A 22,867-nucleotide genomic window follows, 5' to 3' on the forward strand; every position below is an offset into this window, starting at 1 on the left:
GTAAGGCGTCAGGGAACTGTCCTACAGTAATATTGCCTATTATTGTGTTTGTGGAGGGGTTGATGATTGAAATTGAGCTTGAATTAAAATATAGAACATAGATATAGCCGTTTTGAGGATCGTAAAGTAAGGCGTCAGGGAGCAATCCATTTTTCACATCAACTACATTACCTTTTAAGAGTGTGTTATTGAACAAATCTAGCGTATGTATTACACTTCCGACATTAGGATTTCCTTGTTCAGCGTATACATTAATAGGCTTTGACAAAAATTGATTGTTATATACTAGAAATGAAGCTACAAGCGAAAAAAGCATGGCAGACACTATTAAAATGGAGAATATTTTTATTTCCCTATTCATATTATGAAAATGTAGAAAGTGAATTTAAATTTTATGTATACTCTGACTCTGTAAAAATTCTCAATAAAATGCTAGTTAGATTGACTTATGTTCCTTTGATTTCATTATGAATTGCGAGATTTTAGTTATAATATGATAAGTCATAAATCTAAGGAACTCCCTAAATAACTATAAGGATTTCTACAAAGCTGTGTATGGTCTTTATAATCCTTGTTATCATTTTTATGTATCTTAAATTGTAATCATAAGATCTTTGTTCAGATCAACTTTTATAAATCTGAAAACAATTCAAAATATAAAATTATTCAAACCTTTTTTGATTAACACTTAGAACATCTTTTCTATTTATAAAAGAATTAGCTAATATAACCCTAAACCTCCCTGATTTTCTTCTATTTAAAAAACAACTAAAAATTTCATAGATTGACGTCAAGGAGAAAAATAGTAAAACTGAAGATAAACTAATTATAGTCTTGACGTATCTATGCTAGAGAACATAAAATTCTGATAATTCAATAAAAAACTAAAAGGATACTGCCTATTTGATAGGTTTAACTTTCTAAGCCAAAGTGAGTATAACGTAAATATATCCGCTTTTAGTTAAGATTAAAGTAATCATGATCGTGAATTATTGACTAACAAAAGTCTCTAGAAGACATCTTAAATTGAGCGGAAAACATTCTTTAAGATGCTAATCATGCTTATTATCTAATATGCAAACATAAAGGCATGGTTTTAAAAAGAAGGGGAGAAGTACTTAAAATTTCATTTTCAGCATTTTTTGCAGATTTAGGTTATCAAGCTGCAGTGGCTTCTTTTCCTATAATTTTTGTGTTTTACTTTCACGCCCCAATTTTCCTTTATGGAATAGCTGAAGCCTTAAACTATGGTGGAGGAAGTTTAATGTCTATTCTAGGAGGGTATTTGGCAGACAAGTACGGAAGAAAATTAATTGCAATAATCGGGAACTCCCTTATCGTGATTTTATCTTTTACTGGTTTAGCAACAAACTATGTTGAAGCTTTATTCCTTTTCATGTTTGGTTGGTGGTTTAGAAATTTTAGGACACCTGCGAGAAGGGCAATGTTATCTGAAGTTACTGAAGAAAGTGAAAGAAAAGAAGCTTATGGAATACTTCACGCTTTAGACATTGCAGGTGCTACATTAGCAGTAACTTATTTGACCATTGCTTTATATTTTGGAGTAAAGGCTACTGTAATTCTGATATTTACCGCAATCTTTCTTGTTATTTCAACTGTGTTTTTAGCTTTGGTAAAGGCTGGTAAGAAGGGAGAACCCAGAAAACCTGGTAAAGTTGCTTTAACCATTGTTGTATCAACAATGTTCTTTGCCTTTACCCAATACAGCTTTGGATTTCCAATAATAACTACTGAAGAATTTACTCACGAGTTTTATTTAGCAACACTAACTTACGGAGTTTTCCTTCTTTCCTCAGCTTTATTTGGATATGTTTTCGGAAAAATACGCTTAAGTGAGTACAGTGGTCTAGCGTTTTTAGGCTACCTGTTGGGCGGGCTAGTGAGTATTGGTTATGCTTTTCTCTCACCACTTGGTATAGTAGCTATTTATCCTCTTTCAGCAACTATGGGGATTGCTGTTGCTTCAACAGAGACTTTTGAGCCAACTATAATTTCTAAAGTTTCAAAGGGAGAAGCTGGAACGGCAATGGGAGCATTGTCCTTTGGGAGAAGCATTGGAGTTTTAATAGGAAACACAGCAATGGGATTTCTTTATCAAATACATTACTCTTATGCTTACATATTTGCTGGAGTTATGGGGATAATCGCATTTGGAATTGTACTAAGCTTAATCAAAAGAAAACAGACCTAACAAGAAAAGAAAGTAGCTTAAACACAAAGAAAGGAGTGTTGAGCTTAAGCTTTCTTAAATACTCTCCTCTAGTTTCCAAGTTCTTGCGTAAAATATAATCAATGGGACTAGAGAAAGGTATTTTAACAATTTTCTTATCATAAAGCCAGACGTCGTAAAGTATTTTATAAATTTCCTCGTCTTCGCTAGAAGGAATTGGTATAATTATACACTTGTAATTCATTAAATCATAAACATTGTAAGGATCTGTATGGATCATAGGATATATAAAATTCTTGTTTAGTTCCACTAGCACTTCCTTTTCAACTTTATAGATGCAACTTCCGGGTTTAGAACTTAGAACTGGTGACCTCCAGTTGTTCTCATTTAATCTTAGTATCTCCTTAATTTTTCCTAGGTCTACTGTAAGCGAGGAAATAACAGAAATATTAGAAAAGATAACTTTACCGTAAGAAGAACTTAGCCTGAGGAGATCTATTAAACCATCGCCATAAGAAAACAAGTCTTGAGAAATTAAGTTCACATAACCGTGATACTTTGACTGTATTTCCAGTTCTTTCTTTACAACGTCAAGAGAAATCTTCCTATCTTTTCGCATTACCTCTACTTCAGCCATTGCTGATGGAGACCTTATAGGATAAAATTTGTCGACGCTTTCTCCATAAATTACCTTTGGTAGATCTCCCTCTTCCTCTTCTATCTTCTTGATGATTTCTGGTAAAGTTTTTTCAGCCTCTCCCAACAATACGTGATCTATCCAATCTTCTTCAGTTAATTCCCAAGCTCCTGGACCACCAACTATGATCTTAATCCCTCCTTCTTCTTTCAAAGTCTTTATTTTTTCAACAAATGCTCTAAATGAAGAAACGTAGTTAGGTTCATCTCCGAAAATTCTCCTTAAACCTTGTGCTACCTCACTTAAACCTAGAGGGTCATTAACGTAAATACCTAAAATACCCTCGTTGGTTTTTGGTAATTTCTCTGGAGGAATTATTTTTCCTTGCGTTATAGCTTCTACTTTTCTTAAGCCGTAAGGCGGATACTTTGCTTTTTTATAGAAGGGTAATAAGCGAGAAGGTAAGGGTGGTAAAGAATAAAACGTTGAGTAATCTGAAGTTAAAATTATTCTGGACATAGACAAACAACAATAAGTAAATAAAAAATCACTGATTTAATGATTTCTTAAACTCTTCTACTGCCTTCTTTATCTCATCCATTGAGGCTTCATCTTCTAATGTCGATACGTCTCCAGTACCTTGTCCCATCATCACTGCCTTTATCACTCTTCTCATCACTTTGCCAGACCTGGTCTTTGGTAACTTATCAACAAAGTGGACTTCTGGTGTAACAATTGCTCCCATGTACTTTCTTACATGTTCTTGAATCTCCTTTGCTAATTGTGGTGATGGTTTGTAACCAACTTTTAGCACGATAAATAGATGGACAGCTTCACCTTTTACTGGGTCTGGGATTCCTATAGCAGCTGCCTCTGCTACAGCTGGATGAGAGGTAACAATTGACTCAACTTCTCCAGCTCCAATTCTATGTGCGGCAACTTTAATTGTCTCATCTGCTCTACCCATGACCCATATATAACCGTCTTCATCTATCATAGCATAATCACCAGGATAGTAAACTCCATGGAATTTGCTGAAGTAAGTTTTCTTTAACCTTTCATTACCCGGATCATTCCACATACCAATCATCATCATTGGTGGGAATGGAGGCAACATCACTAGGTACCCTCTTTCTCTTGGTTTCGTTTCTTTACCCTCGTCGTTGAGCACTGTTACTTTGTTTCCGGGTAAAGCAAAACCTACTGCAGGACCAGACTTCATTGGTAAATATACCACACCGGGGATATAACCAATGTTAGGTCCGCCAGTTTCGGTCTGCCACCACTGATGGGACATGAATACTTTTCCTTGTCCAACAACTTCTAATCCCCATTTCCATGGTGCATAATTTAATGGCTCACCGTTGGTCACAATAATTCTCAAAGAGGAAAGGTCGTGCTGTTTAACATAATCTTCGCCATACTTCATTAGTGTTCTTATTGCTGTTGCTGAAGTGCCAAAAGTTGTAGTTCTATATTTCTCTATCATCTCAGCCCATTTATCTGGATAGGGATAATCTGGTGCACTCTCATAAATAACTATACTCCTTCCCATGACTAAAGGCGAGTAAGTTATATATGAATGACCCACAATCCAACCAATATCAGAGGTATTGAACAGAACGTCGTTTTCTTGGCTTAACCCGTAGCTCCACAACAGCATTACAGCGGTTCCAACTAAGTATCCGCCAGTGCTATGTACGATTCCTTTTGGCTTCCCAGTTGTTCCGGAAGTGTAAAGGATGAAGAGAGGGTCTGTAGCCTCAACAGGTTCTGGTTCAATGTACTTGTATTTCCCAACTTCATCAAAATAAACGTCTCTTCCTTCTTTGAAGGGTATTTCAATTCCAGTTCTTTTATATACAAGGACTTTTTGAACTGGGCTTTTGTCGCCTAAAATGTTTAGTGCATCATCGACAGTTTTCTTTAGCTCAACTATCTTTCCTCTTCTATAATATCCATCTGCTGTAATTACTACTTTAGCCCCAGCATCTGCGACTCTATCTGCTATTGCTTGTGCTCCAAAGCCTGCAAAGACTACGCTATGTATAGCTCCAAGTCTTGCAACGGCTAATTTAGCAATAACTCCTTCCGGTGTTAAGGGCATGTAAATTGTTACTCTATCTCCTTTCTTTACACCTAGTTCTCTTAACGCGTTAGCCCACTTATTTACCTCGTAGAACAAGTCTTGGTATGTAACTACTTTCTTCTCTCCTTTTTCACTCTCCCAGAATATTGCAGCCTTGTATTTTCTAGGTGAATTTAAATGCCTATCAATTGCGTTATAAGAAGCGTTAAGTTTTCCCCCAACAAACCATTTAGTTAATAATCCTTCCTCTTGTACGAAAGCCTGCTTCCAGGGTTCAAACCAATCAATCAGTTCCTTTGCAAGTTCACCCCAGAATTTATCTGGTTCTTCAACACTTCTCTTAAAAAGGTACTTGTAATATCTCATGTTATAATCCGCTTTCTCCTCTAGGTTCTGTTCGCCTAATTGTTGTAACTGTTCTGAGAGTTTTTCAGACATATCTATCAGTATAAGTAATTTAAGCAAGCATAAAAAATCTTTATCCTTATCTTTTTAGGTCATTATAAATCCTCTATTACCTTGGTTTAGTCAAAAATAAAAAGGAAGAACAAAATTTCATGCTTATGAATAACAGTGTTGCAAGACTTGCTGGAAGTTGGTTTATCTGGGGACTTTCCTACTATCTGTACTATCCTTTTGTATCCTTGTATGTAGTTAAGTTTGTCAATGACGTAACTCTCGTGTACTTAGTTTCCACCATTTTTGCAATTCCATTTCCGCTAATAGGCGGAAAGCTGGCAAGAAAAATTGGGTTAGTTAAAACTATGGAATTAGGAGGGGTTATCTCTGGTATTGGTTTGATAATGATGGGGTTGTCAAATTCTTTGACGTGGATTATTATCTCTTATATCATCGCTTCGGGTTTCTTTTTAGCACTTCCTAGTTATTACTCTTATATGAACAATCTAGGAAAAGGTACTATATCAATAGTATGGGCAATTTCAATCCTTCCTTCACTCTTCACTCCTTATATAGGCGGGATTATTGCATCTTTACTTGGACTAAGAGAGGTATTTATTATTGCAGGGATATTCATGATCTTTACAGGCTTACCTTTAATAAGACTTGAAGAGATAGACGTCCCTTCCCAAGCAATTAGAGTAAACTACAAATTCTTAATTCCAATAGTTGTTATTTTACCTATTGCTTTAACTCTCCCCTTTATTTATCTCGTGTTAAAGGAAGCTTATCTAATGTCTTATGAGGAGATCGGAGAATTAGCTACTTTAGCAGAAATTTTAGGTGCTTTCTTTACTTTCCTATACTCAAGGTTTACCAAGAAATTTTTCTTATCTGTGTATTTATTTCTCTTCTCTCTCGTCTCCTTGGTTTATGTTAATCCATTCTTTTCCGTTTTCTTTGGGTTGTGGGAAGCAATTCTCCCTTCTGCATTAGAAGAAAGCTCTGTAAAAAGCCCAGAAGCGTTAGGATTAATAAATACATTTCAGCAAATAGGTTGGTCTATAGGGTATCTAGCGAGTTTTTTAGCTTTTTCAGTTAGATTATCCCTCTTAAGTTCTTCTATTTTAGCAGTAATTCTAGGGATATTATTCCTTTTTATAAAGAAATAAAAGAAAAAGTATCCTTGCTTACAAGCGTTTATATACTTACACGGAATAAATATTATTGTGAATGTTACTCAACTAGCAATATTGACAATACTTTCAGAGGATGAACATAGCGTTAATGAAATAGGAGAGTACCTTGGATTAAGCAAAAGACGGCTTATAAGAAACATAAGAAGACTAGAGAAAAAGGGATTGATAACAGTGAAGGCTTATTTAGGGGGTGGAGATGTTATAATTAGTATCACAGAAGAGGGGATGGAAGAACTCTATAAGCACTATATGTTTCTAAGGGACTTAATAAGAGAAATGGAAATCTCTGTTTGTACAAAATATGAATGCTGAATTTTTGATAAAAAAGAGTTTACATCTAAAGAGCTTTTAATTACAAAAAACTAGATTTAGATCTTTCTTTTGATCATTTCTATTCTTATAATTTCATCAAAATTTATTCCAAAATTCTAAGTTCTCTTGTTTAAGGAGATCGAAAAAGTGTAAAAAGACTAATAGATCTCTAAAACCAATTTAGCAAATCAATTAACATTGAATAGAATTCTCTCTTATCTATTTCATATACAACTTCGACATTTGGTTTCTTACCCCATAATCCTAGATAATCAATTACTGTTATCCCTCTTGTCATACAGTCACAGTTTTCTACATCAACATATTGTCTTTCTGACTTACTTACCACATTACGGTTCAACGCTACTGAAGTAGTTATCAAGTCTGGGTGAGGAGTTCCTCCTATTTTTTCGTTTTTCATTGAATACTCTCTATAGTGAGTGTAAATCTTTACGTAAAATTTTGCCATTTTATTATTAATTTTCTTAATTGATTCCCATTCCTCATCGTTTATAGGGTAATTAACTATTACATCCCAGGGTACCATTGTTATATCAAAACCTGCATTAAACACAATTTTCGCTGCATCCGGGTCTACCCAAATATTATATTCAGCCACTGGTGTTATGTTACCCCTTCCCCAAGCTGTACCTCCCATAACCCATACTTTCTTTATTTTTTCTACAATACTTTTGTCTTTCAAATATGCTAGAGCTAAGTTTGTCAAAGGAGAAATTGCAAGGAACTCTAGTTCTCCAGCATATCTATCTGCCAACTCAACTATAGCGTCGACTGCTTTCTTGTTTTCTGGTTTCAACCTAGTTGGTTTTACAATTTCTTCTCCAATTCCTCCTTTGCCGTGTACTTCCTCTACACTTCTAAACGATTTAACTAAAGGTCTGTCACTACCTGGATAAACCGGTACATTTTTGTTTACAAACTCCAAAGCCCACAGAGCGTTATTAATTTCTTTTTCATACCCTATGTTTCCTTCAACTATGGTTACTCCTTCAACACTTACCCCGTTTTTAAGTAACATGAATAGACTCATTATATCGTCTTCTGCTGTATCACAATCTATTATGAAATGCCTCATACAAATATATTCTTATAATCAAGTAACTTCTTAAGCTTTAGGTATACTTCCTTAGGGTAGTCCCTAGTATAGTATTTTATCCCAGCCTTTGATAGAGAATCTACATCTGCGTCGTATAGCTTAAATATATTTGACTTATAAACCCAATAAGCATATTGCGGTTTTGAAATCTTTACTACATTTTCAAAATCTGAGAAGGAGTCTCCCTCAACTATTACCTCTTTGCTTTCATCTATAACTTCAACCACTGGTACACCTTCGTCTTTAGTGTAGTTATTTCCTACATTTTTATCTTCTTCAAAAGAAGCGTGAACATTAAACTTCTCTGTATCATAATCCACTAGAAGTACTAACGGAGAAAGGTCTATGAGTTTTTTAATCTCATAATCCTCTACGTTCGCTTTCTCATAAGTAATTACTTTCTGGGGTTTAGGGAAAAGCTTCATTTCAGCTCTTGATATAGCACCAAGTATTCCACGCGAACCAATTAGGAAATTCCATTTAACTCCACCATAAGGAGTAAGGACTCTAACATCTGTTGTAAAGTCTCTGGGCTTTCCATAGGTTGTGGAAAGAGGAGAAGGTTCATTAGTAGCAAGTAACCCACCTAAAGTGCCATCATATAAAGTTGGGAAAAGTAGACCTTGTTCACTTGCCTCCTTTCTAATCTTTGTTACATCTGCCCCTGCCAATCCTATTACTTTACCATTTTTTATTTCGTACCAGTTCATTTTTCTTGTGTAAATAAATTCGTCCGCTTCTCCTTTTTTTGCATGATGACCTCTGCCCAGAATTTGAATCTTTCTTGAGTTAACGTATGATTCCTTTATAACTTTAAATAACTCCTCCTCTGAGTAAACATCCATCAAGTAATATCTTGCTTTAAAAGTCTTAAATAGAATTTGGGTTAAAGTTTCGTATGTACTAATCCCAGCTTGTGGAATTAAATTTATCGCATTTGGAAAAATTAGCGTTTCCCCGACTATGTCATTTCTAGTTATTTCTCAATACTTTTAATTCCATGGTCTGGGTTAGCCCTAGGTGTGGTATCACCTGCATCAACCACACCGCATGGAGCTCAGTCGAGTCCAACGCCATGGAGGCTCAACTTTGAGATTGCTGTTAACTCCTCCCTCCGCGCATAGTGCATCATCAAGGGGAGTTTCATACAGCTTTTTCTACAGAATAATTATAGTTTCATAGGAGCATGTAAGAATAATATCAGAGATCGTTGAGTTTGTAGATTTTTCGTCATTAAACAAGTTTTGTTAGTGTTTAGAAATATTTAATTTTATCATTAAAGCGAAAATTAGCCCTTGATTTTCTCCCTTAATTTAACTGTTTCCCAAGGGCTTCAACTCATAGAGTTCTACACTGCACATATCCTTACAATATTCCTCTAGCTCCTCTCCAGCTAACGGTATACCATTAACAATCTCAACCACGTAACTTTTGTTTATAATCAAAAAGTAATAATTAGAAGAATAGTCTGATAGTTTATTTATTAACTCTTTCAATCCTTTATAATTAGTCTGCATTTTTACAAACAACTTTTTTTCAAGGGAGACATACTTTTTTGCTTTAAACTCTACGTCAATTATAAAGTTCAACATTATTTCATTAAGTTTCCTCTTTAATAATCCTCCTAATATTCCCCAGCTATCAATATTTACTCTTAACTTACTCGAGTATTCATCGTATTTAGATATAGATAAGGTCATTTTAGCTCCTGCAATTTTACTTAAAAAAATAAAAGTTATAGAATTATTTTCAATTTTTTTTGTAAATTTTCCGTGGATGTTAATACCTAAAAGCTTAATAGAGAATTCATCGTTTTGAATCGAAATCCCGTATTCGCTCAACGTTTCATCTTTTAGTATTGAAACTAGTAATTCTTCTGGCCCTCTTAAAAGCGTAAACTCCACAATTTTATTACTATAAAAATCTATTTAAAACTACTCTCCAACTACCGTGTTAATGCCTTTATACTTAGTAACGTTAATACGCTAAGAAAATAGGAGTACTATGTATAATTAAATCACTTAAACAAATAAATTAGTTATTTAATATATAATATCTTCAAAAATGACTATTCAAAGAATAACTATTAATTAGTAGACACTTTTACACGTAGTGTTAAAGCTACATAGATTTTCTTTTTCTTATTTTAACTATATTCAGTGATTGGGCAACACTTCCAGATATAGGATCTGTGAGTTGGTCACTAACTAAGCTGTTGACATCAAATCCATGGCCATAGGCAAATCTTTCGCCCTTAGAATGTCTTCCAAAGCCGAAATAAGTAAATACTGTATCATCTCTTATTGAGTCACTTACTTTCACCTTGCATGAGACTTTAGCCCCAGTGGTTAATGAAATTAAGTCTACCTCTTCATTATCCTTAATGCCTAGAATTTGAGCTTTTTGTGAATTTATCATCACTGGATTGTCTGGTTGAATTCTAATTAATGTAGGTATGTCAAAAGTTATACTATCTTGCGTGTGATATAACGTGTGACCACTAACTAAGTAAAACTCATCAACATCTCTTGGAGATATGTTTTTCTCCATATAGGTAGGAATAGGATAGTATCCATGTTTTTTCAGTGTTTCTGAATAAACCTCAATCTTACCAGATGGTGTATTTAATTTTTCTTTATATGGATATACTTCGTAAATTTCCTTCTCATATACTTTTGCACATCCTTTCTCGTATAATTCTTTTTCGTCAATTTTGAATTGAGACAAAATTCTCTTTTTCAGGTCCTCTAGTGTGTCATTTGATAACCCAAGTCTATGTTCAAGCTCTAACATAATCCATGACAGAGACTTAGTATCGTGAAGCGGTTCTACAGTTTTTTCATGAATATCAATCCATCCATCTAAAGTCCAGCCAACTGGTAGTGGCAACTCATCTCTTTCAAAATAAGTAGATTCAGCTAAAACAACGTTCGCAAATTCAGTAACTTCTGAGGGCATCACGTCAACTACTATAAGAAATACTTTTTCTAAAGCTTTCCTAACTAATTCTGAGTTAGGGTCTCTCCCATCTAAATTAGTTCCTACGACAAATAATGCTTTAATTGGGTACGGATTTCCAGTAAGAATCGCCCTATAAACCTCTTGAAAAGCTGCATAGGTTAATGGATACCTAATTTTATCAATTCTCTTGGCTTTAATATTGGAAACATCATATAACTTTACTTTTGGCTTTTTAGAAAATATCAAACCTCCTTTTTTATCTATGTTTCCAATCATAGCATTTATAATAAAAGCTGCCATCCAAGTGTAAGTAGAGTCTATCGAGAAAGAAGTATGCCAAGCATCATCGATAGCCGCTGAAGGTCTGTTGTCCCATAAGTTCTCTGCGATATATTTAACATCATCGTATGTAACTCCGGTAATATCTTTTAATCTAGAATAAACTTTTCCTCCTTCTTTCTCTAAAAGTTTGAACGCAGTAGTGACTTTTCTTCCATTTATTTCACCTTCATATAATAAGTTCCCAGAATACTCTCCAGTGGGAGTTAAATCATCTTCATAGATAAGCAATCCAGCATTACTATATTTCTTGAGAAAATCTCCATCATACATACCCTTTTGTATCATGTAATAAATTACTGAAAGAAGGAAAGCTGTGTCAGACCCAGGTTTTATTGGGATCCATCTATCAGCATATCTTTGTGCAATTGCGGACTTTCTTGGATCGATTACAGCAATTTTCAAACCGTTTTTCCTTCCTTCATCAATCCTTCTAACAATATCTGGGACTATTCCTTCTAACGGATTTCTTCCTATAAATACTACAAATTTCGAGTTTGGATAATCTGGGTCAATACTTCTAGGACCTTCCGCTCCTAAAACTAGTTCAGCAGCAACTGTTCTAGGACCATGACAAACAGATTCGTGCCCTATTAGATTAGGAGTACCATAGAGGTTAGCAAACCTTTCAAGAAGTTCTTTTCCATAATCATGAAATGCTATCGCTAAATACTCAGGGTGGCCCTCATCTCTTAGCTCCTTAAGTACTTTAACTACTTCATTTAAAGCAATATCCCAGTCTACCGGTACTAGTTTATCATCTTTTTTAATTAAAGGGTTCTTTAGTCTATCTGGATGAGTTAACAAATAAGGGCCAGCAGCACCTCTACCACATATTCCAGGTTGAGGGTGATTTTTGTTGGGTGAAACTCTAACTGTTTTACCTTCAACAGTAGTAATTAACCCACACATGTTTTTGCACATGTAACACCTAGCAAAAGGCATAGCATAGTTTAGAAAAATAAAAATAAAATATTTTCCTTATATCTCTTTACGTACATATATTATTAACTGTTAAATAATGAAGAATTTTATCATAAAAAGAGAAAAGATTGATCAAAATAACTCTAATATACTCTTAACATCTATGTATCTTATGCCTAAAGTTGCTGTGATAATGGGAAGCAAATCAGACTGGGAATATATGAAAGATGCAGTTGAACTATTAAAACAATTTGGAGTTGAGGTTGAAACTAGAGTAGTTTCAGCTCACAGAACTCCGGAGTTTATGGTAGAGTTCGCTAAGTCTGCGGAAGAAAGGGGAATTGAAGTGATTATTGCTGGTGCTGGTGGTGCAGCCCATTTACCCGGGATGACTGCTTCTTTAACCCATTTACCCGTTATAGGTGTTCCAGTGCCATCTAAAAACCTTAATGGCTTAGATTCTCTCCTTTCTATTGTTCAAATGCCTTATGGAGTTCCAGTGGCTACAGTAGCTATAGGTAATTCAAAAAATGCTGCCCTTCTAGCATTAAGGATTTTAGGAATAAAATATCCTAATATTGCTGAAAAAGTTAAGAAATTCATGGAGGATATGAAGAATGAAGTCCTTAACACAAAACTTGAGTAAAATAGGGATTCTAGGAGGAGGGCAATTAGGTTGGATGATGATTTTAGAAGGAAGAAAGTATCCATTCACTTTTTACGTTATGGACGAGATGGACGCACCAGCATGTAAAATTGCAGATAAGTGTTTTACCCCAGATGAATATAAGAAGATGATAGATGAAGTAGACGTAGTAACTTTTGAGTTTGAACATGTTAAAGAAGAAGCCTTACAATATGCGGAAGACCAGGGTAAATTACTCCCTAGACTAAACTCTGTCGAATTAAAAAGAGAAAGATGGAAAGAAAAAATATACTACAAAGATCATGGCTTACCAACACCACGCTTTTATGTAGCAAATGATGGTGAGGAAGCGTTAAAAATACTGAAAGATGAGTTTAACAATGTCGGGGTTATTAAGCAAAGTAGAGGGGGTTATGACGGAAAGGGACAATATTTCATTAGAAATGATGCTGATAAATACTCTTTCCTAAAAGATATGAAATGTAAGTTTGTTGTTGAAGAGTTTGTAAATTTCGACTACGAGGCATCAATAATTGCAGTTAGGGATAGAAATGGGAACTTTAAGTCTTATCCACCTACTTTTAATTATAATGAAAAAGGGATTCTTATTTATAACTACGGACCTTTTAGAGACCCTAGATTTGCGGAAATTGCAAAAAAACTAATGGAATCTCTTGGCTACGTTGGCACTATAGGTATTGAGTTCTTTGTTAGGGGTAAAGAAATCCTCGTCAACGAGTTTGCTCCTAGAGTCCACAATACTGGACATTATACTTTGGATTCTGCTTTTGTATCACAGTTTGAACAACATATAAGGGCATTAACTGATCTTGAATTAGGATCTACAGATCTTTTGTCTTATGGAGGAATGGTAAACATTTTAGGAACTAACAACATACCCCCAGATGTTCTTCGCTATGGTAAGGTATATTGGTACGGAAAAGGAGAAGTGAGAAAAAGGAGAAAGCTCGGTCATGTGAATTTCGTTAGCATAGACTTAGAAGATGCAAAACAAAAAATTGATAATATAATGAAGCTAATATATCCTCAAGGTTTAGATTTATGAAGTTTAGGTTTAAACTGTGGATAGAAAATGATGATGGAAAACCTGTAATTGGAAAAGGAGGAATATCCTTAATTAAGGACGTTATAGAAACTGGCTCGATATCTACAGCTGCTAAAAAGATGCATGTGTCTTATAAATTTGCATGGGAATACATAAGAAAAGTAAATGGCTACTTAGGAGGGATAGAGATGCATAAAGGAGGTAAAGGGGCTGGAGGCACTGCAGTTTCGGAAAAAATTGTTGAATTAGTTAAAATCTATGAAGAAGCTGAAAAAGAGATAGATGAAGTTTTGAAAAAATATAATCAAAGAATAGAAGAACTTCTTAAGAAATGAAAAAGTTCATGATAATACCTTAAAAACTATTTTAACCCTAATTTTTGTGTGTTAGAAAAATTAAAAGGAGTAGAGGGAATAGACAAGACCGGGATTAATATTCCTAAAGAAACTGAGAAAATAAAGGAAGAATTTGTCGACTACGTTATACATGAAAAAATAAAAGATGCTTTATCAACTGATATACCTATATAAAATTGATAGGGAATTTTCTATAGATACCTAAAAAGTATCAATAGGTAGAAGGCATATATTTCTCTCACGTTTGTTGTCGAAAAGTACTTACGCCTTTTTTGATTCCCTTAATTTATGTCTGTTATAATGTCTGATGTTTCTAACATCGACAAAAAAGCTAATTTTGTTTCCAAGATCTATTCAAATCACAAAACCCTATTCAAAATCAAAAAGACGCTAATTTTACGAGACCAGTACCCCCCTCTTTTTCTGATTATACACAGTTACTAGTGTCTTTGTGAGAAGCAAACAAAAAATGTAACAAACAATAAACATGATTATAGGTGATAAGATCCTCTCATTTGTTTAATGGAACCTAGCGTAAAATGAAAAGTTCAGTTAGAACATATTCGCAGATAGCTCTATCTGTCTTCTACTATTTCAATTTATTTCGCATTTTGTATTGCGTCCGCATTTGCTATTGCAAATTGCATTTTAACAGTTGCAAAATGTTTTACCGGGGTAAAATTTAGCTAAAAATTACGAGAACCCCCACCCACCCCTCCATTTAACATTTGCATTTTTGCTACTCGCATTCCAAATCTTACAAAAACATGATTATGACGAAATGTTATGTTGGTACTTTTTGATATCAAGGTCACAAGAAAATATCATTATACCCTGATAAGCAAAAGGGACTTACAACTGAAAGCCTTGCCTTTAAAGGCAGAGAGAAGGTCAGCCAAGACCAAGATATATAGTTGATTAAAAACAGACATCAAAACAAAAGATAATATTAATAAAATTATTACGTTAGGACTAGTCATCAGACTCATCATCATGATAGGGCATATTCCCATAGCTCTTTATACCGGCGTTCGGCCTTCCTCTTAAGGGCTAGAGAAGTCAGTCTAATTTTGTTGTGATTAGTAGTTGTTTTTTCACCGCTAATGGAAAAGTGAAAGAAGTAGTTTAGGCGGGTGTGAAAAACCTCTAAATCAAAGTTCTTTTCTTACCTGGTCTAAACCGTGAGCTTAATACAATGCTCAGTCATTGATAAACCACCATTACCGAGTATCTAGCCGTAATAAATAGGTTTTTGCTTTTTCCTATTGCATTAGTTATTAGATGAATTATTAGATATTCTAGGGCTAGAACAAATCAGGTTTTTTAGTAGATCTAGGATTGACATTGTTATCACAGAAGTAATTATTTCAAAAGGAAGTTAATAAAATATCTAGTTAAACAACTTGGTAATGTCCCTAGGTAATGCTCGTGTTAAACACGGGAAGTAAGACAGTGTATATAACTCTCCCGAGTTCAGCAATCCCACAGACTACGGTCAGTAGGGGGCATCTCTGCAATAAAGCAGTTTTTCTATCGATGCAACTTTGGTTACCAATATTGGTAACCCAATGTTCAAATTTAAACATCAAGTTAAAAAAATGCAAAAAAGCTAGATCGATCGGACTAAGTGTCTAATTTTAAACATACAGTATAACACACAAGAAAAATTGCTACACAAATAACACTAAGTGTTAAAATTAAACACTAAGGGGTGTCAAATGGAAAACAACTGCTAGGCGACAGTGCAGCTTAGTAAAATCTTGCATTTTCATATAGAATGAGAAAAGGTTTTTAAATCAGAAGACAACAATTTATCGGGGACGGGGGACATGTTGAACATCTTGGAAGCAGAATCGTGAAGAGGCAGGCTAGGTCTGAATCCCCCGCCCGTTCAACTTATATTTTATCGATCCTTCTAATAAACGTTTCTCTTCAAGCTTTGAAAAGATCCAATCCTTGGTAACGCATTAATCGTTAGAAAAGTGAGCTACTAACTGCTTCTAGAAGAAAAGAAGGACATTAAAATAGGTAAAAATATAGTTGTTTAGACATACACAAGATAAAATCTAGTTTTATTCGGAAACAAACGATAGTAGATTTAGAGCGTTTCTCTGTCTATGTTTAAATTTAAAACATACGTTGCACGAAACAGCGGTTTTCCTTAATGTAAAACATACGGGACACAGCCGAAGGAATTGATATGCTTGATTCACAAAGTGTTTAATTTTAAACATTAAGAATGTGAAAAGGCAAAGCAATGGGGCTACGCATGGTATAAAAAGAAAGGAGTGACTTTATGTTTTTATTTCCCTTCAGATGGTGTGTAGTTTATGTCTATGAATTCTACGTTATTTCCTCTTACCACCAATCTTCCGTATTTTTTAATAGGGTCGGACGTAATTTTGTCAAGTTGTGCACAATCTTTCAGTATTATGTCCATTTCATTATTGATTGGTTCTAATGTACCGACATAATCAAGACCATTCCTAAATCTTACCAAAACAACTTTTTTAATTGCAGATTTCAAAGTCTCTAAAAGATCGTCTGGTTTAGTTTTCTCTTAAGCTGGAGGGTTTTTATTTGTTCCAGGGAGGGTTATATTTGTGTGTCTTCACTTAACAACCCTAATTTATTGTCTAATGTTTAGTATAAATTTTTAATGACTTCTAGATAAAATAGCAGAATAAAGGAAGAAAAAAATATTATAACTTCTGACGAGAAGGAGGTCAGTTTCTAATACAGAAGTCAATGTTGACTATAAGGAGTTGGTATATGAGTTTGCAATGGAGAGAAGAGAAGAGTTCGCAAAGTGGTTAAATGAAAGATTTAAAAGACTTGGCGTTAATAATATCTCCATAAATTTAAGCAAGCGTTTTAAATAGTATTATTAACTGGTAAATTAAATAAGATAATACATAAGCATTTAAGCATGTATTTTGCATTCACTAAAGAAGACAAGACTTATCTCTACTTAGATGGAACACTCAGAGAATGGGATGGAAAATTAAAACTAAAGGATAACATTGGTTATGAGATAAAATACGATAACGGAAAAGTAAAAGTGACTTCAAAACCTGTATATGACAGTAAAAAGCTGAACGGGCTTCTTAATGCAATTTTATCTGGGAAAATTCCTCAACTGAATGGTTATGTATTTTCCTCAGAGGACATGATAGTGTTACACTTTGACAAGTTAGAGAATGAGATAGTCAATGGTGAGTATCTGTTAGTGCAAGGAATTCCCGTTTTGAAAAGTAATAAAAAGCAACTCCTTGAGTTAATGGACATTAGTTATGATTTAGTAAATTATATGTTAAAGTCGGATCCTTCGTCAGACGAAATAAAGAGAAGAGCAATAATCAGCTTATCTAAACTTGGAAAATGTAAAGAAGCGACTGAACTATATAGGCAACTAGACTCCAAGTATCCAGAGGAGTCATTAGCTGCAGCAGAGTGCTTTGAGAAAATAGGGGAAGAGCTAGAGGCATTAAAAATTTACTCTTTCTTTTCAGAAATAAAATATAGAGAGTTAGAGAAGAAATTAAGAGATAAAGTAAACAAGCTGATAGATGAATTTGAAGTTGAAAATAACGTGAAACTACTTTTTGAGGCTTTATCTACTTTGCCTACTTACGATGCGCCTGCTTTGAAACTTGGATGGTATTTCTTAAACAAAAAGAATTACAAAGAGGCAGTAAAGTATTTTGAAGAGGCCCTTAAAAGAAGGAGAGATTTCACCAACATGTTGGCTTTGGCAAATGCCTACATTCACGCTGAGGAATATAAAAAAGCTCTAGACCTCCTTGAAGAAGCAGAGAAAATCAGAAGAAATGCCCAAACTGCATATCTTAAGGGACTAGCATTAGAGAGGTTCAATGCCTCATCAAATGCAAAGAAAGAGTTCTTATTTGCTTGCAGAGAGGGGGTAATAGAGGCTTGTAATAAGATCAAAACCTATGAGCTATACATACCTGCTGAGGAATTTGACCCAAACTCATGGGTAGGATATGTTCTTTATGGGTACAAAGTGGAAAAAGTCATTGGAACTGGAGGAATGGGTTTCGTACTGCTGGTAGAGAAAAATCTGAAAAAGTTCGCTATGAAAGTTATTAAAAAAGAGTTTAGATATGACGAATTACTCTATGAAATAGCTAAAATGCAAGAGATCTCAAAGGGATCAAAGTACCTTGTAAGGATACTTGCTAGTTTTGTTGATGAAAACTTTTCCGATTACTATTCTTCCCCACCCTCAGTAGTAATGGAATATATGGAAGGGGGTGATTTAAGAGAAATTTTAGTTAATCAAGAATATTCAACACTACGCCACTCTAGCAAATGGCCTCAAATAGTTGCGGTAATGTTTAGTAAATTAGCTAATGCAATAATTCACATACATAAAAGTGGATTTGTACATTGTGACATAAAGCCGTCTAATATACTCTTCAACAGAAAACTTCCAAAATTTGGCGAAGAAGCACTAGAAGCACTGTTAAAAGAGGATATTATACCAAAAATCTCTGATTTAGGATCTGCCGTAAGGGTAAATATTCCAGTAATACACTATACACCTTATTATGCACACCCATTACAAAGACTTGGAGGAAAGGCAGAATATAAATTTGATATTTATTCCTTTGCAGTCTCTCTTTACGTAGCACTTACAAACAACTTCCCATTCCCAGAATGGCTGGAGAGAGAATTAGAAGAAGCGGTAACAACACCAGAGAAGAGAGAGAATTCACTGAAGGACTTTTACTTAGCAGAACCGAGATTAGATTATGTACCAGAGGAGTTTAGGGAAGTTATTGAAAGAGGATTAAGAGGAGATATTACAATGGAAGAGATAAGCAGGGAGTTGACAATGATAATGAAATATAATTACGATTTGCCAGTTAATGAAAATCCTACAAAAGCTTACATTTAAGAACCAAAAAGCTTATAAGGATGTTCTGAATATTTTATTAAATAAAAAACAGCCTATAAATGAGTGATATACCATGGCGGAAATACAATATAGGATAACGTTTGACGGGGCGTTCTACAAGATAGTAGAAGACGACGAAGCGTCGATAATGTTCCTAGAAGGAGTTCCAATTTCAGCGGCTTGCGTTGAACATGGAAGTCATAGCGATATAAAGAAAGGCATACATGAATGCCCCCACGTAGAAAAACTAATGAAAAAAATTTTTTCTTAACCTTTCGAGCATATAACTGCTATTTCTATTAAAACGTCTTTTGGTAATCTTGATACTTCTACTGTTACTCTTGCAGGAGGGTTATCCTTAAAATATTCAGCGTAGACATTGTTAAAATCAGAGAACATATTCATGTCTTTAAGAAAGACAAAGCTCATTGCAACGTCTTTAAGAGAACAACCCGCAGCTGACAATATCTCTTTGATATTTTCTAATACCTGCTTTGTTTGTACCTTTATATCTCCTTTAATCACGTCGCCTGTCTTTGGATCTACTGGAATTTGACCAGATACATAGACCGTATTTCCTATCTTTACCGCTTGAGAGTATGGACCAATTGGCTTTGGGGCTTTTTCTGAGAAAATTATGTCCATAAATAGAAAATGTTGGTTTAGATTTTACGTTTAATCCTCTCTAATCTAATTATCTCATCTATGTTTTTAGCTAAATTATCTAGGTTAGATGAGACAAACCTTTTGCCAAGGTTGCCATAAAGGGAACTGCCATGATCTAAGATTATTTGTAAAGTATTTTCATCTTTCTTTTTTACATAAAGAGTTCCGCTCCCTTTATCACTATCATAAATAAATCTAATCTCATTAACTCCTATATACACTCTTCCTTTTACTTTATATGAAACTGTAAAGAACTTTCCCTCAGCTTCGAATTTCTCTCCTTCAGTTTTTATTGAATTAACACCAGGGAAGACTTTAGGTATAGTAAAGGCCGGGTCAGAAAATATCTGAAATACAACGTCCATGTCTTGGCTAACTTTGATATCTTTTTCTAGTCTCACGTTAAGATCATTTATAATTGTGGACTTAAATATTTAACTTGATTTTAAATGAAGCTGATAATGTAGAGCTATTATTAAATCTCTCTCCGTAATTATTCCGGTTGGCCTACTTTGGGAATCTAAAATGAGCAGTGAACCCACCTTTTTCATTAACATTGTCATTGCTGCTTCATTAATAGACTTCTCTGGATCTATTGTATATATCTCTTTTGTTGCAACATCTTTTACTTTCTTTGAAAAGAACATTTCTGGCTCATTCTTCAATATAGTTTTTGTAAGTAACTTTAACGCATCAGCCGCTGTAACGATGCCAACCAACTTTCCTTCTTCGTTAATTACTGGTAGTCTTCTGAAACCTCTTTTTATCATTAGTCTTGTGGCATCAAATATTGGAACGTCTTCATATATACTGCTTATTCTTCTAGTCATAAATTCTTTTACAGGGAAGAGCTGGTCTAGATCTTGGAAAACAAGTAGCATTTCTCTCTCTGTTACAATTCCACTAACCTTTTTCTCTATATTAACAACTGGCAAAGAACCGAAATTCCTTGCTACCATTAAAGTTAATGCGTCTAGTACGTCGTCATCTTCAAATACATAAACTGGGTTAGGTGTCATAACATGTATAACATCCTTGTTTATAAGTGAAAAAATATCGCCTCTATCACATCCGTATTCGCATCTTTCAACTACATAATTAAGCAGATCTCTAGTCGAAATAACTCCTTTTATTTCATTATCTACGACTATCACTCTTCCAATTCCTCTTTCATTAACTTTCTTAAAAGCTTCTAAGAGCTTACTGCTCGTCGAGACTATAGGAGGATCCGTGAGCATGAGAGTTTTTATTAACATTAAATTAATGTGTGATTTGGAAATTATAAATTTGAACTGTCAAAGAGAAAGAAGTTTATTTAACGATCTAAATACTTCGGCAACACTCCACGCTTGTGCTATGCACCCTCCTTGTAGGTAAGGGGGAACATCTTCAAAAAGTTCTGGAATAAACCCTCTATGCTTCTTTGAGTAATCTAATAAAGGTCTGATTACATCTAAAATTAATTTACTTTCTATAATATCATTTTCAACTTTCAGCTTTGCGTCAATGTAAGCACCTATTAGCCAAGGCCATATAGGTCCGTTATGATATGCCTCATCCCTACTTTTTTTATCCCCCCTATATATTGGCTTATACTTGGGATCTCTTCTGGACAGGGTGCTTAGCCCAAATGGCCTAAGAAGCTCATTCTCTACTGTACTTAGCATAATTTTACCAATTTTCTCATCAATTATTGGAAATGGCAAAGAAAGCGCAAATATTTGATTAGGTCTTATTGAATTATCTGGGATCATATAGGGATCTAAGTAGTCGTAAGCGCCCCAGCTAGTAACAAATTTCTCATTAAAATTATTCCTTACTTTTTCAGCTAACTCTCCATAATACGTATTTTTGTCATTTACTACGTTTTTAGAAAAATAATCCATAATCATTAAGTCATTGTAAAACAAAGCATTAGTCTCTACAGCAGCTCCTTCTCTTGGTGTAACTATATGACTATTATATGAAGCATCCATCCATGTCCTAGGAGCACCATGATGGAATAAAAGACCATCTTTCATGTAAACTATTCCGTTACCCTTTGCATAATTCTCTATAATATTTTGAAGGGTTGGGTAAATCTTCTTTATGAACTCCTTGTCCTTTGTGTAGGAATAGAACGAGTAAATAGCATTAATAGCCCATAAACTGATATCTATTCCCATATACATGGGCTCTCCGTCAGCTGTAATGTGATTGGGTAATAGTCCTTTATTCTCATAGCTTAAATAACGAGATATTATATCTCTTGCTTGTTCATATAAATTGTTGAGTAAAAGAAGTCCTTCCATTGAAATAAAAGTATCTCTCCCCCATTCATCAAACCAATGATATCCTGCTATTATTGCCCATCCATTTTTACCTTTTACTACAAAGTCTTTAGAGGCTATACTCATAAGCCTTAGAAGATCTGCCGGTGAGTCCTCTTCCTTAACTGCACTGGCTTTATCATAATAAGCTATAATTGAAGCTTCATTATCGGTGTAAATGCAGAGTGGATTGTATAAGTCTTCTTTGTGGTTGTTCCCTCTCTCATAATCCAATACGTAAAAGAAATTGTAGTACCAATATCCCGTTGGCTCTATTTTTAACTTTTTGCTATTTATGACAAGGTGAAGAATAGGTACATTGTCTTTCATAATACTTATTTTATTTCCTTCAACTAAAGTGTCAAAGTATGTCCCTTTCTCTGTTACCAAATGATGACTTCTAAAGGTGATCAATGGACAGATTTTCAAATCACCTTTTTCAGCCTTATAATTAACAGTTATCGCGTTTTCATAATTATGAACGATCAAAGTCTTTTCTAATTTAGTCTTTCCATAATCATAAACCCATTTTACATAGTTCTTTTCCCATTTGAAATCAACTAAATACTTGTACCCTTGAGGATAGTATACATCTGGGTATCTATTAGTATTTATAGGGTACTCTTCTCCGTCTACTTGAATAAAATCCTCAAACTTAGATAAGATTACATATCTCTTGTGAGGCTGATTAATGGGGGCAACAAGAAAACCATGATAAGTCCTACTATTTAT

General features: G+C 34.5%; 21 protein-coding genes. 9 read left to right on the top strand and 12 right to left on the bottom strand.

Translation table 11 applies throughout. From position 1 onward, the window contains the following. Window positions 1–361, bottom strand: a 361-nt coding sequence (locus AC3OCB_RS05695; protein ID WP_498341310.1) for a hypothetical protein, incomplete at its 3' end; no start/stop codon positions are given. Window positions 362–1,090: 729 nt separating this feature from the next. On the opposite strand from AC3OCB_RS05695, the gene AC3OCB_RS05700 reads away from it, so the two are divergent. After that, complete coding sequence (locus AC3OCB_RS05700; RefSeq protein ID WP_498341312.1) at window positions 1,091–2,212, top strand: MFS transporter; 1,122 nt, start codon at window positions 1,091–1,093, stop codon at window positions 2,210–2,212. On the opposite strand, the gene AC3OCB_RS05705 is transcribed toward AC3OCB_RS05700, so the two are convergent. Continuing rightward, a complete protein-coding gene (locus tag AC3OCB_RS05705; protein WP_498341314.1) occupies window positions 2,193–3,347 on the bottom strand; it encodes a radical SAM protein in 1,155 nt (384 codons plus the stop codon). The genes AC3OCB_RS05700 and AC3OCB_RS05705 overlap by 20 nt on opposite strands. 28 nt (window positions 3,348–3,375) lie before the next feature. Next, entirely contained in the window at window positions 3,376–5,355 is a 1,980-nt protein-coding gene (gene acs, locus AC3OCB_RS05710) for an acetate--CoA ligase (RefSeq protein WP_498341316.1), read from the bottom strand. Window positions 5,356–5,480: 125 nt separating this feature from the next. On the opposite strand from acs, the gene AC3OCB_RS05715 reads away from it, so the two are divergent. Continuing rightward, window positions 5,481–6,488: an MFS transporter gene (locus AC3OCB_RS05715; RefSeq protein ID WP_498341318.1), complete on the top strand. Its 1,008-nt coding sequence runs from the start codon at window positions 5,481–5,483 to the stop codon at window positions 6,486–6,488. A 57-nt stretch (window positions 6,489–6,545) separates the two neighbouring features. Beyond that, window positions 6,546–6,827, top strand: coding sequence for a MarR family transcriptional regulator (locus AC3OCB_RS05720; RefSeq protein ID WP_498341320.1), 282 nt, complete (start codon window positions 6,546–6,548; stop codon window positions 6,825–6,827). A gap of 169 nt (window positions 6,828–6,996) precedes the next feature. Here AC3OCB_RS05720 and AC3OCB_RS05725 read toward each other — a convergent pair whose 3' ends face one another. The 4 genes from AC3OCB_RS05725 to AC3OCB_RS05740 form a co-directional block, all read right to left on the bottom strand. Then, complete coding sequence (locus AC3OCB_RS05725) at window positions 6,997–7,923, bottom strand: nucleoside hydrolase (protein WP_498341322.1); 927 nt, start codon at window positions 7,921–7,923, stop codon at window positions 6,997–6,999. Beyond that, window positions 7,920–8,789: an FAD-binding protein gene (locus tag AC3OCB_RS05730; RefSeq protein ID WP_498341323.1), complete on the bottom strand. Its 870-nt coding sequence runs from the start codon at window positions 8,787–8,789 to the stop codon at window positions 7,920–7,922. Before AC3OCB_RS05730 ends, AC3OCB_RS05725 begins: the two co-directional genes overlap by 4 nt. A 468-nt stretch (window positions 8,790–9,257) precedes the next feature. After that, window positions 9,258–9,848, bottom strand: a complete 591-nt coding sequence (locus tag AC3OCB_RS05735) for a hypothetical protein (protein WP_498341324.1) — start codon at window positions 9,846–9,848, stop codon at window positions 9,258–9,260. 217 nt (window positions 9,849–10,065) lie between these two features. Beyond that, window positions 10,066–12,189, bottom strand: coding sequence for a molybdopterin-containing oxidoreductase family protein (locus AC3OCB_RS05740; protein WP_498341325.1), 2,124 nt, complete (start codon window positions 12,187–12,189; stop codon window positions 10,066–10,068). A 151-nt stretch (window positions 12,190–12,340) separates the two neighbouring features. Between AC3OCB_RS05740 and purE the strand changes: the two genes are divergently transcribed. The 4 genes from purE to AC3OCB_RS05760 are packed head-to-tail and all read left to right on the top strand — an operon-like array spanning window position 12,341 to window position 14,410. Further along, window positions 12,341–12,814 (top strand): 5-(carboxyamino)imidazole ribonucleotide mutase, encoded by a 474-nt coding sequence (gene purE, locus AC3OCB_RS05745; protein WP_498341326.1) that lies wholly within the window; start codon window positions 12,341–12,343, stop codon window positions 12,812–12,814. Then, window positions 12,786–13,880: a 5-(carboxyamino)imidazole ribonucleotide synthase gene (locus tag AC3OCB_RS05750; RefSeq protein WP_498341328.1), complete on the top strand. Its 1,095-nt coding sequence runs from the start codon at window positions 12,786–12,788 to the stop codon at window positions 13,878–13,880. Before purE ends, AC3OCB_RS05750 begins: the two co-directional genes overlap by 29 nt. Beyond that, on the top strand, window positions 13,877–14,215 hold the full coding sequence (locus tag AC3OCB_RS05755) for a winged helix-turn-helix domain-containing protein (RefSeq protein ID WP_498341330.1): 339 nt from the start codon (window positions 13,877–13,879) through the stop codon (window positions 14,213–14,215). Before AC3OCB_RS05750 ends, AC3OCB_RS05755 begins: the two co-directional genes overlap by 4 nt. A gap of 48 nt (window positions 14,216–14,263) precedes the next feature. Next, on the top strand, window positions 14,264–14,410 hold the full coding sequence (locus tag AC3OCB_RS05760; RefSeq protein ID WP_498341332.1) for a hypothetical protein: 147 nt from the start codon (window positions 14,264–14,266) through the stop codon (window positions 14,408–14,410). A gap of 2,128 nt (window positions 14,411–16,538) precedes the next feature. On the opposite strand, the gene AC3OCB_RS05765 is transcribed toward AC3OCB_RS05760, so the two are convergent. Next, the gene (locus AC3OCB_RS05765; RefSeq protein ID WP_498341334.1) at window positions 16,539–16,763 is read right to left on the bottom strand and encodes an LSM domain-containing protein; all 225 of its coding nucleotides are present in this window, start codon (window positions 16,761–16,763) and stop codon (window positions 16,539–16,541) included. 402 nt (window positions 16,764–17,165) lie between these two features. Here AC3OCB_RS05765 and AC3OCB_RS05770 point away from each other — a divergent pair, with 402 nt between their 5' ends. Both AC3OCB_RS05770 and AC3OCB_RS05775 read left to right on the top strand, forming a co-directional pair. Further along, a complete protein-coding gene (locus AC3OCB_RS05770) occupies window positions 17,166–19,160 on the top strand; it encodes a protein kinase domain-containing protein (RefSeq protein WP_498341336.1) in 1,995 nt (664 codons plus the stop codon). A gap of 73 nt (window positions 19,161–19,233) precedes the next feature. Continuing rightward, window positions 19,234–19,431, top strand: coding sequence for a hypothetical protein (locus tag AC3OCB_RS05775; RefSeq protein ID WP_498341337.1), 198 nt, complete (start codon window positions 19,234–19,236; stop codon window positions 19,429–19,431). Here AC3OCB_RS05775 and AC3OCB_RS05780 read toward each other — a convergent pair. The 4 genes from AC3OCB_RS05780 to AC3OCB_RS05795 all read right to left on the bottom strand — a co-directional run. Continuing rightward, window positions 19,428–19,805 (bottom strand): RidA family protein, encoded by a 378-nt coding sequence (locus AC3OCB_RS05780; protein ID WP_498341339.1) that lies wholly within the window; start codon window positions 19,803–19,805, stop codon window positions 19,428–19,430. The genes AC3OCB_RS05775 and AC3OCB_RS05780 overlap by 4 nt on opposite strands. A 17-nt stretch (window positions 19,806–19,822) precedes the next feature. Beyond that, window positions 19,823–20,227, bottom strand: coding sequence for an STK_08120 family protein (locus tag AC3OCB_RS05785; RefSeq protein WP_498341341.1), 405 nt, complete (start codon window positions 20,225–20,227; stop codon window positions 19,823–19,825). Window positions 20,228–20,260: 33 nt separating this feature from the next. After that, window positions 20,261–21,082: a CBS domain-containing protein gene (locus tag AC3OCB_RS05790; RefSeq protein WP_498341343.1), complete on the bottom strand. Its 822-nt coding sequence runs from the start codon at window positions 21,080–21,082 to the stop codon at window positions 20,261–20,263. Window positions 21,083–21,121: 39 nt separating this feature from the next. After that, on the bottom strand, window positions 21,122–22,867 hold a 1,746-nt coding region (locus AC3OCB_RS05795), incomplete at its 5' end, for an amylo-alpha-1,6-glucosidase (RefSeq protein WP_498341345.1).

This window comes from Sulfurisphaera sp. (assembly GCF_059755235.1).